The organism is Enterococcus sp. DIV1316a (assembly GCF_050536915.1).
In the GTDB taxonomy this organism is placed as follows: Bacteria; Bacillota; Bacilli; order Lactobacillales; family Enterococcaceae; genus Enterococcus; species Enterococcus faecalis.
In genome coordinates, this window is record NZ_CP172913.1 from 486,861 (window position 1) to 497,888 (window position 11,028).

Annotated in this window: 9 protein-coding genes; 4 read left to right on the forward strand and 5 right to left on the reverse strand. The window is 38.8% G+C overall.

Features of this window, described 5'->3' with window-relative positions:
- Nucleotides 1-27 precede the first annotated feature (27 nt).
- Complete coding sequence (locus tag IGL56_RS02435; RefSeq protein ID WP_002355557.1) at nt 28-690, forward strand: hypothetical protein; 663 nt, start codon at nt 28-30, stop codon at nt 688-690.
- 46 nt (nt 691-736) lie between these two features.
- Here the strand turns inward: IGL56_RS02435 and IGL56_RS02440 are convergent, their stop codons facing one another.
- The 4 genes from IGL56_RS02440 to IGL56_RS02455 form a co-directional block, all read right to left on the reverse strand.
- Complete coding sequence (locus IGL56_RS02440) at nt 737-2,659, reverse strand: PTS fructose transporter subunit IIABC (protein ID WP_065813709.1); 1,923 nt, start codon at nt 2,657-2,659, stop codon at nt 737-739.
- 23 nt (nt 2,660-2,682) lie between these two features.
- Nucleotides 2,683-3,600 (reverse strand): 1-phosphofructokinase, encoded by a 918-nt coding sequence (pfkB, locus tag IGL56_RS02445; RefSeq protein ID WP_002363177.1) that lies wholly within the window; start codon nt 3,598-3,600, stop codon nt 2,683-2,685.
- A complete protein-coding gene (locus IGL56_RS02450; RefSeq protein WP_002381250.1) occupies nt 3,597-4,349 on the reverse strand; it encodes a DeoR/GlpR family DNA-binding transcription regulator in 753 nt (250 codons plus the stop codon). The genes pfkB and IGL56_RS02450 overlap by 4 nt, the downstream gene beginning before the upstream one ends.
- Before the next feature lie 138 nt (nt 4,350-4,487).
- Nucleotides 4,488-6,047, reverse strand: a complete 1,560-nt coding sequence (locus IGL56_RS02455; RefSeq protein ID WP_002368023.1) for a ClC family H(+)/Cl(-) exchange transporter — start codon at nt 6,045-6,047, stop codon at nt 4,488-4,490.
- A gap of 164 nt (nt 6,048-6,211) precedes the next feature.
- On the opposite strand from IGL56_RS02455, the gene pcrA reads away from it, so the two are divergent.
- Nucleotides 6,212-8,470, forward strand: coding sequence for a DNA helicase PcrA (gene pcrA, locus IGL56_RS02460; RefSeq protein WP_002364805.1), 2,259 nt, complete (start codon nt 6,212-6,214; stop codon nt 8,468-8,470).
- Between the two features lie 125 nt (nt 8,471-8,595).
- Entirely contained in the window at nt 8,596-10,626 is a 2,031-nt protein-coding gene (ligA, locus tag IGL56_RS02465) for an NAD-dependent DNA ligase LigA (protein WP_010815925.1), read from the forward strand.
- Here the strand turns inward: ligA and IGL56_RS02470 are convergent.
- On the reverse strand, nt 10,623-10,838 hold the full coding sequence (locus IGL56_RS02470; RefSeq protein ID WP_002382998.1) for a hypothetical protein: 216 nt from the start codon (nt 10,836-10,838) through the stop codon (nt 10,623-10,625). The two genes, ligA and IGL56_RS02470, sit on opposite strands and share 4 nt — an antisense overlap.
- On the opposite strand from IGL56_RS02470, the gene IGL56_RS02475 reads away from it, so the two are divergent.
- The gene (locus tag IGL56_RS02475) at nt 10,804-10,890 is read left to right on the forward strand and encodes a hypothetical protein (protein ID WP_306173767.1); all 87 of its coding nucleotides are present in this window, start codon (nt 10,804-10,806) and stop codon (nt 10,888-10,890) included. The genes IGL56_RS02470 and IGL56_RS02475 overlap by 35 nt on opposite strands.
- Nucleotides 10,891-11,028: the final 138 nt, after the last annotated feature.

The window sequence follows — 11,028 nt, forward strand, 5'->3', positions numbered from 1 at the left end:
AAATAACTTTTGAAAGGGTGTGTCAAAATGGATAAAAATTATTCGAAAATTAAATATGGATTAGTGGTGTTTGGCATCTTATGCTTGACATACAATCTCTGGGAATTTTTTACGGCTAAGTATTCAACAAAACAAGGTGTGACGTTTGTTATCGAATGTTTACTTGGAATTGGGCTGATCTTTTTACCAGATCTTGTCAATAAATTTTTAAAAATTATTATGCCACCGACTATCGTTTATTTTTACTGGTTTTTCTTATTTATTTCAGTATTCCTAGGAACTTCGTTGCATATGATTTCAATCATTTCGTTCTGGGATAAAATTTTACATTTTGTTAGTCCGATGCTGTTAACTGCTGTGGGTTATGGTATTGCTGCTTTCCTATTGAAGAAAACGAAGTACGCCGATGTTTCCCCGTGGTTATTTTTATTATTTGGGTTTGCATTTGCAGGGCTTTGTGGCGTCTTCTGGGAATTCTGGGAATTTATCTGCGATTCATTAGGGAACATGAACTTACAACGCTATAATATGTCCAACGGCCAACCATTTATTGGGCGTGCTGCTTTAATGGATACGATGGGGGATTTATTTACCAATACCCTTGGGGCCTTTGTGATGGGCGTGTACACGTATATCAGAAGCAAAGGAAATCCTGAGTATTTAGAAAATTATGCGATAAAGAGAAAATAATAAAAAAGCGATTCAACCATGGTTGAATCGCTTTTTTGCTGTTTTTTTAAGCAGGTACTTCGACAGGTTTTTTCAAAAGTCCGTAGACAATTCCTGAAATAATCGCCCCAATTAAGATGAACAATAGATATAGTAATGGATTACTTAATAGGAAGACGACGAAGATTCCTCCATGTGGTGCCAATAATTTGATACCAAACGCACCAACCAACGCACCAGTAAAGGCAGAACCTACCACGAAACTTGGAATCACACGTAATGGGTCAGCTGCTGCAAAAGGAATTGCCCCTTCAGTGACAAAAGAAAGTCCCATTACAATATTGGTTAAGCCGGCATCTTGTTGATCTTTTGTAAATTTATTTTTAAATAAACGAGTTGCTACGAAAATTGCTAATGGAGGAACCATTCCGCCAGCCATTACAGAAGCCATGACCACGCTGCCACCTTCTGCAACAGTACTTGCTAACGTAGCTGTACCGAAAACATAAGCAGCTTTGTTAACTGGTCCACCTAAGTCGATGGCCATCATACCAGCTAATAAGGCACCAAGTAAAGCAGCATTTGTGCCATCTAAGCCAAGTAGGAAATGATTTAACGCATCATTAATTGCTTTCATCGGGATGTTAATGACTAATATTAATAAGCCCGTAATAATCAAACCAAAAACTGGATAGAATAAAATGGTTTTAATTCCATCTAATGATTTTGGCAAGCCTTTGAAGACTTTACGTAAAAGAACCACTACATAACCAGCTAAGAAACCACCGATTAGGGCCCCAAGGAACCCAGCTCCTCCAGCGTTTGCTAACGCACCAGCGGCGAAACCAGCAACTAAGCCTGGACGATCCCCGATACTAGAAGCAATAAAACCAGCTAAGACAGGTAACATAAAGCCAAATGCTGCGCCACCAATTTGGTTAAACCAGCTAGCTACGTCATTGTAATTCCCTAAATTGGCTAATTGATCTTGAGGAACCCCGATAAATTGATCAATCATAAAGGAAAGAGCAATGGCAATTCCGCCACCAATAACGAAAGGTAACATATGAGAAACACCATTCATTAAATCTTTATAGATACGAGAACCGATTGAACCTTCCGCTGAATCCTCTTGGTCGCTTGCAGCCGAGTCACTGCCATGGAAAGTAGGAGCTTCACCACTAATGGCTAAGTTAATTAGTTCTTCGGTTTTACGAATTCCATCACTGACGGGACGATTGACTAATTTTTTACCATCAAATCGATTCATTTCTACTTTTTTATCGGCTGCGACAATCACGCCATCAGCACGAGCAATATCTTCAGCAGTTAAACGATTTTTAATTCCTTCTGAACCGTTTGTTTCTACTTTAATGTCTACGCCCATTTCTTTTGCTTTTTTCTTCAGCGCATCTTCGGCCATGTAAGTATGAGCAATTCCTGTAGGACAAGCAGTCACAGCAATAATATATTTACGATTGCTTTCTGGTGCTGGCTTTGTTTGTTCTTGTTCTGCTTTTTCTTCCGCTTCTTTTTGATCTTCTGCTGCTTGGAAAAGAGCTTGTACTGCTTCTGGAGTTTCCGCTTCTTTCAATTTACCAACAAATTCTGGATCGATAAGTAATCGAGAAAGGGCCGCAAGCGCTTGGAGATGTGTATCATTGGCGCCTTCTGGAGCAGCAATCATGAAGAATAGATAAGTAGGTTGTCCATCTAGTGCTTCATAATCAACACCTTTTTTACTTTTAGCGAAAAGAACTGTCGGTTCTTTTACGGCACTGTTTTTTGCGTGAGGCATAGCGATGCCGTCGCCTAAACCAGTCGATGTTTGTGCTTCGCGTTTTAAAATTCCTTCTTTGTAAGTGTCAATGTCAGAGATGCGGCCACCATCGTATAATTTTTGGACCATTTCATCAATCGCGCCTTTTTTATCAGTAGCTTGTAAATCCATAATCATGACATCTTTTATTAATAAATCATTAATGTTCACTCTATTTTCCTCCCTTAGTGGATTTATTCTGAAATTTTTTCAATTGTTACTTCGTGAATAAGTTCTTGGATAAAATCTTCTGAGGCTAAATCATCAGAAAAAGCAGTCGCGCTACCGCAAGCGACACCCCATTTGAAAGCCTCTAAAGGATCTTGTGTTTTTGAAAAGTTGCCAATAAAACCAGCAATCATTGAGTCGCCAGCGCCGACAGAATTTTTCAGTGGACGTTTTAAAACGTTGGAACGATAAACACCTTCTGTTGTGAAAAGTAATGCACCATCACCAGCCATTGAGATAATTACGTGTTGTGCTCCTTCTTCTAGTAACCGATGTCCATAAGGTAAAATATCTTCAACACTTGTAAAGGTTGTATGATATAATTCTGCCAACTCATGATTATTTGGCTTGACCAATAAAGGCTTTTGTGACAAAGCGTTCATTAAATCTTCACCTGTCGTATCAATAACAAATTCTGCGCCTTTTTCCTTCACAATTTGGATTAATTCTTCGTAAAATCCTTTGCGTAGAGAAGCAGGTGTACTTCCTGAAAGAACAACAATATCACCAGCCTGAACACGACTAACTGCTTGTTTTAGTTCTTGAATTTCTTCGTTTGTTAGAGCAGGTCCTAAGCCGTTAATTTCTGTTTCAGTATCTGATTTCAATTTAATGTTGATTCGTGTATCAGCAGACACGGGAGTGAAATTCGTTTGGATTTCTTCTTTTTTCAACCAATCAGCAATGAATGAGCCTGTAAAACCACCTAAAAAACCTAAGGCAGTGGATTCTGTCTCCATACGTTTTAAAATACGTGAAACGTTGATTCCTTTGCCGCCAGGTAATTTAAAATCATTCGTCATCCGATTTAAATCACCAATTTGTAGATGATCGACATGAACGATAAAGTCGATAGAAGGGTTTAAAGTCACTGTGTAAATCATTTGTTTGCCTCCATTAAAATAGTTTTTTGCTGGAATCCTTGAAGTGATTCAGCAGGGCAGTAGTCAGTTAGTAAAGTAACTGACTCTAATTCTTCCACTTTGGTAAACGTTACTTCATTAAATTTTGTATGATCCAGTAAAACATAGGCTGTTTCTGCTTGATGAATAGCCAAGGCTTTTAGCGCTGCTTCTTCGGGATCAGGCGTTGTTAAACCAAACTCTAAATGTGCGCCGTTAGTTCCTAAAAAAGCTTTGTTAAAACGAAAATGTTGTAGCTGTTCCATACTAGTGGCACCAATGATTGCTTTAGTGGAGAGCTTCAAAGTACCACCAAGCATAATAGTGGGAATTTCCATATCGCTAAGTTTTGCAGCATGATGTACGGAATTCGTCACTACATGGATTTGTTTCCCAACTAAAAAAGGGATCATTTCTAACGTGGTTGAACCAGCATCTAAATAGATCATATCGCCATCTTGTACACAACTAGCGGCTAAAGAAGCAATCTTTTGCTTTTCGTGCGTGTTTTTGATTGATTTTTCCGTCATGTTTTGTTCAAAGCCTAAATTAAGAATACGCTTAGCGCCGCCGTGAATGCGTTCTAACAAATTGGCGTCTTCTAATTCTTGTAAATCGCGGCGGATTGTGGATTCTGAAGCATTGAACAAGCTAGCAAGTTCTTGCGATTTGACGACTGATTTTTGATCTAACAATTGTAAAATTTTTTGATGTCGTTCTTCCGTAAGCATTTTCATCCCTCATTTCATGGATATAATAGCACAAATGAAAACGCTAATCAATCTAAAACGGTCAAAAACATTCAAAAAAATTAAAAAACAGTCATAAGAAAAAAAGAAAGCTGCTGAACTCAGGTTCAGCAGCTTTCTTTAATTCACTAAATCATTCGGTAAAGTTTTTTGATAAATCTCTTTTTTGACTTGGTAAGCGAGTTTTTCATCGGTCAAAATAATGAGCACATCGCCAACATGCATAACAGTATCACCATGTGTTAAAATTTCCGATTCGCCACGGCGAATGGAAGTGAGCAACATTTGTTTAGGCCAGACAAAATCACGTACCATCGTATCATCTAAGGAACTTTCTGCAGTGATAGGTAATTCAATAATCGTTTTGTGGCCACGAATATTACTTACTTTAGAAGGAACCAAACGTTCTAATAAGCTTTCATAAATTGGCTTGCCGCCAAGACTATCGATGGTAATATAACTAACTAAAGCGACAACTCCTAAAGACATTAAATGAGAAAAATTGCCGACCATTTCTGTTACTAAAATAATCGCTGTTAACGGTGCTTTACCAATCGCAGTAAAATAACCAGCCATGGCAAAAATTAAAAAGTTTTTCACAAAAATTGGATCCATCCCTACGTATTGGACAAGTAGACTGCCATACAATGTCCCGATAATGGCACCTAAAGTTAGAATAGGCAAGAAAATACCACCAGGGAGATTCGAACCGTAAGAAACCATTGAAAAAACAAAACGTAAAACCAGTAAGCCGACTAAAGCCCAAATAGTGGCCGGTTGATTGCCTAAAGCTAAAACAATTTGATTCCCACCGCCAAGTAAATGTGGAAAGAAATAACCAATCGGTAAAATCAAAATAAAAGGAATAAAACCATAATAATTAGAAGAAAGGCCTTTGATTTTTCCATATACTTTTGGTAAGGACAACAATGTTTTTTGATATATCCAACCTAATAATCCTAGCAAAACGCCCAGCAGGACTAATGTCCAATAGTACTCTAAAGGCAAAGATTTAACCGGACCAATATAAAGAACTGGTTGCAATCCGAAGAAATGCAAAGAAACAAAGTTAGCGGAAATGGCCGCAGAAAAAGAGGTTAACCAAACTAAAGGTGAAAAGGAATGGTGAACCTCTTCTAGAACAAATAAAAGTCCTGCGATTGGTGCATTAAAAGCGGCGGCTAAACCAGCACTGGCACCACTACTGATTAAAATTTTTTCTTCAGACTTGGTGCTTTGCCGCCATTGACTATAGCCTTGTCCAACCACTGCACCTAGTTGAATTGAAGGACCTTCACGTCCCAAAAATAGCCCAGGACTAATCGCTAAGATCCCACCGATAAATTTTTTCCAAAGCACTGGAAACCAGTGAATTTCTAATTGACCTTGAAGTTGTCCTTCCACTTGGGGAATGCCACTGCCTTTAATTGCTGGTTCGCTTTTGATCAGTCGTCCTAATAAATAAGCAAGCACGAGAGAAAATAAGAACCAAGGAATCATCCAAAAGGGTTTTTCGTGAAACGTTTGATACAGATGCACGACTTGTTCGCCAATTTTTTCAATGCCTAAGCGAAATAAGCTGACAACAAAGCCGACCAGGATTCCGACGACGATGCCTTTAAGGATAAAGCCGATTCGGGTACCATCTAATTGTTTAATTTCATGTACATCATTATTCATTTCATTTTTAGCCTCCATCACTACTTACTAATGTACTGCGGTTTGACTTGATTTACAAGAAAATTTCATATAAAAAGAAAAAGATTTTTTGTTCTTTTCTAAAGAACTTCAAAGGGATTTTTGGTATACTGTATAAGATTGAAAAAAGAGAGAGGACGTTTAATATGACACAAAAACATGCCTTGGTTCAGGGAATGAATCCTCGACAAGAAGAAGCCGTTTTGCATACAGAAGGACCACTGTTAGTCATGGCTGGTGCTGGTAGTGGAAAAACGCGGGTTTTAACACACCGAATTGCCTATCTAATTGAGGAAAAAGAAGTAAATCCATGGAATATTTTGGCGATTACGTTTACCAATAAAGCTGCTAAAGAAATGAAAGAGCGTGTAAATAAATTACTGGAAACGGGTGGCGAAGATGTATGGGTCTCCACTTTTCACTCCATGTGTGTAAGAATTTTACGTCGTGATGTGGATCAGATTGGTTACAACCGTAATTTTACAATTATTGACCCATCGGAACAAAAAACATTAATGAAACGCATCTTAAACGACTTAAATATTGATTCAAAAAAATATGATCCTCGCTCAATTTTAGGTACGATTAGCAATGCCAAAAATGAATTACAAACGCCTGAAAAAGTTGCTGAAATGCAAGGTTCCTTATATGAAGAAATTGTCGCAAAATGCTATGAAGCCTATCAAAAAGAATTACGCAAAAACCAATGTATGGATTTTGATGATTTGATTATGAATACGATTCGTTTATTCAATGAACAACCAGATACGTTGGCGTTCTACCAAAATAAATTTCACTATATTCATGTGGATGAATACCAAGATACCAATCATGCACAATATACCTTAGTCAATTTATTGGCTGCACGTTTCAAAAATCTGTGTGTCGTAGGTGATGCCGACCAAAGTATCTATGGTTGGCGCGGGGCGGATATGCAAAATATCTTGGATTTTGAAAAAGATTATCCAGATGCCAGTGTAATTTTGCTAGAACAAAATTATCGATCCACCAAAAACATTTTGGCGGCTGCGAATGATGTCATCAAAAATAACCGTAACCGCCGCGAGAAAGAACTGTGGACAGAAAATATAGACGGTGAAAAAATTGTCTATTATCGCGGGGACACAGAACGGGATGAAACACAATTTATTGTGAGCCAAATCCAAAAAGAAATGCGGGAAAATGACCGAATTTATGGTGATTTTGCAGTATTATATCGGACCAATGCTCAATCCCGTGTAGTGGAAGAAATGCTCTTGAAATCTAATATTCCGTATACCATGGTGGGCGGACATAAATTCTACGACCGTAAAGAAATTAAAGATATTTTGGCTTATTTAAGTTTGATTGCCAATCCAGATGATTCGATCAGCTTTGAACGAATTGTCAATGAACCAAAACGAGGAATCGGTAAAAGTTCAATTGAAAAATTACGGCTATTTGCGGATACGCATGGTTGGGCTTTGCTGGAAGCTGCCCAAAATGTTGATTTGGCAAATATTTCAGGAAAAGCGGGTAAAGAGCTTGGTAATTTTGGCATGATGATTCAAGACTTAACGAAAACAGTGCCCTATTTAACGATTACAGAATTGGTGAAAGAAACTTTACAACGTAGTGGTTATCGGGAAGCTTTGATGGCGCAAAATAATTTAGAGTCTCAAGCTCGCTTAGAAAACTTGGACGAATTTTTATCTGTGACACAAGAATTTGATAAACGTTTTGAAGCGCAAAACAACGACGATTCAAATGGCGAAGAAACAAAATTGGCGGATTTTTTAACAGATTTAGCCTTGGTTTCTGATTTAGATAATTTAGAAGAGAGCTCTTCACAAGTAACCTTAATGACGTTGCATGCGGCCAAAGGGCTGGAATTTCCAGTGGTCTTTTTAATGGGCTTAGAAGAAGGGGTTTTCCCATTATCACGTGCCATGCTAGAAGAAAGTGAACTGGAAGAAGAACGGCGCTTGGCTTATGTTGGTATCACACGAGCGGAAGAAGCCCTGTTTTTAACGAATGCTTATTCGAGAACATTATATGGTCGCACGCAATATAATCGACCAAGTCGCTTTTTAGAAGAAATTGAGGCGGAACGTTTAGTGAAACAAGGGGCGGCGGCCAATTTACAGAAAGCTCCAGCGCGCACCTTTGATCCTAAAGTATTCAAGCCCAACGCAAGTAAACCAGCTTATACACAGCCAGCTACAAAATCAGTTAGCAACAAAGTGGCAAGTGGTGGCGAAAAAGTTTCTTGGCAAGCAGGTGATAAGGTCCAACATAAAGCATGGGGCGTTGGTACAGTCGTTCGTGTAGGCGGTTCGGCCAAAGACTTAGAGTTGGACATTGCTTTCCCAGAAAAAGGCATAAAACGGTTGTTAGCGGCATTTGCACCAATTGAAAAAATTTAACATGCAAAATAGGTCAGCGATTTAATGAGAAATCATCATTAGATAAATTCTTTTTATTTTCTATCTTAGTGTAAATGTGTTAAAAAGACGATAAGAGCATTACACTTATGAGGAGGAGTTCTACGATGGAACAACAACCATTAACATTAACGGCGGCGACAACTCGTGCGCAAGAATTAAGAAAACAACTCAATCAATATTCCCATGAATATTATGTCAAAGATCAACCATCCGTAGAAGATTATGTTTACGATCGTTTGTATAAAGAGTTAGTCGATATTGAAACGGAGTTTCCTGATTTAATCACGCCAGATTCGCCGACACAACGTGTAGGTGGCAAAGTTTTATCTGGTTTTGAAAAAGCTCCGCATGACATTCCAATGTATAGTTTAAATGATGGGTTTAGCAAGGAAGACATTTTTGCTTTTGATGAACGTGTTCGTAAGGCGATTGGTAAACCCGTTGCTTACTGTTGCGAGTTGAAAATTGATGGGTTAGCAATTTCATTACGTTATGAAAACGGGGTGTTTGTACGCGGAGCAACACGAGGCGATGGAACGGTTGGTGAAAACATTACAGAGAACTTACGAACGGTTCGCTCTGTGCCAATGCGTTTAACGGAGCCCATTTCAGTGGAAGTTCGTGGCGAGTGCTACATGCCTAAACAATCCTTTGTCGCATTGAATGAAGAACGTGAAGAAAATGGCCAAGATATTTTTGCCAATCCTCGGAATGCAGCGGCGGGAAGCTTGCGCCAATTAGACACAAAAATTGTGGCAAAACGGAACTTAAATACGTTTTTATACACAGTTGCTGACTTTGGACCAATGAAAGCGAAGACGCAGTTTGAGGCATTAGAAGAGCTTTCTGCAATTGGTTTTAGAACCAATCCCGAACGGCAATTATGTCAGTCAATCGATGAAGTTTGGGCCTACATTGAAGAATACCATGAAAAGCGGAGCACTTTGCCATACGAAATCGATGGAATTGTGATTAAAGTGAACGAATTTGCGTTGCAAGATGAATTAGGTTTCACTGTCAAAGCACCTCGCTGGGCGATTGCCTACAAATTTCCACCAGAAGAAGCAGAAACAGTAGTGGAAGATATTGAATGGACAATTGGGCGCACGGGAGTGGTCACTCCTACTGCGGTCATGGCTCCTGTACGAGTCGCGGGAACCACGGTTAGTCGGGCAAGTTTGCATAATGCAGATTTTATTCAAATGAAAGATATCCGTTTAAATGATCATGTTATTATTTACAAAGCCGGCGATATTATCCCAGAAGTAGCGCAAGTCCTAGTTGAAAAACGTGCAGCCGATAGTCAGCCTTATGAAATGCCGACACATTGTCCAATTTGTCATAGTGAGTTGGTGCATTTAGATGAGGAAGTGGCGTTACGTTGTATTAATCCAAAATGCCCTGCGCAAATTAAAGAAGGGCTGAATCACTTTGTCTCACGAAACGCAATGAACATTGATGGCTTGGGGCCAAGAGTGTTAGCACAAATGTATGACAAAGGATTAGTGAAAGACGTAGCGGATCTGTATTTCTTAACAGAAGAACAGTTAATGACTTTGGATAAAATCAAAGAAAAATCAGCAAACAACATTTATACTGCCATTCAAGGGAGTAAAGAAAACTCTGTCGAACGTTTGATTTTTGGCTTAGGGATTCGCCATGTGGGTGCGAAAGCGGCGAAAATTTTAGCGGAGCATTTTGTTGATTTACCAACCTTAAGTCGTGCAACTGCGGAAGAAATTGTGGCTTTGGATTCAATTGGCGAAACAATCGCAAACAGCGTTGTGACGTATTTTGAAAATGAGGAAGTTCATGAATTAATGGCTGAACTGGAAAAAGCCCAAGTGAACTTGACATATAAAGGTCTCCGGACAGAACAATTAGCAGAAGTGGAGTCACCTTTCAAAGACAAAACAGTTGTTTTAACAGGAAAATTAACGCAGTACACTCGCGAAGAAGCCAAAGAAAAAATTGAAAATCTTGGTGGAAAAGTTACAGGGAGTGTTTCGAAAAAAACTGACATTGTGGTTGCTGGCGAAGATGCAGGCAGTAAATTAACCAAAGCTGAAAGCTTAGGCGTGACCGTTTGGAATGAACAAGCAATGGTCGATGCGTTAGATGCAAGTCATTTTTAAGAAGAAAAATTAACGTTGTCAGATTTTATGTAGTAATTTGATGGTATGCTTATTTTAGTCATAAAAGTTATATGAACGAGGACTTTCTGAGTTGAGAAAGGAGGTTGATGCTTATGCGCAATTCTTCTTACTTTAACGAAAGGAGCAATGTTTTTGTCCGTTGAAGCAGCGCTAGGACTGATGATTGGTTTTGCAACACTTGTTGTGACCATTATCTTCGGTATCTTAGCGCTTGTCTTAGACAACAAAAATAACCGTTCATAAGCTTTGAGGAGCTGAACGGTTAAGCGTTTGAAATAAAACCAATAACTCAGTAAGCCGCTAGTTCTTATAACTAGTAGTGGCTATTAGAGAGGTATGTTCCTGCATATCTCTCTTTTCATTTTCATAATAACATATTTC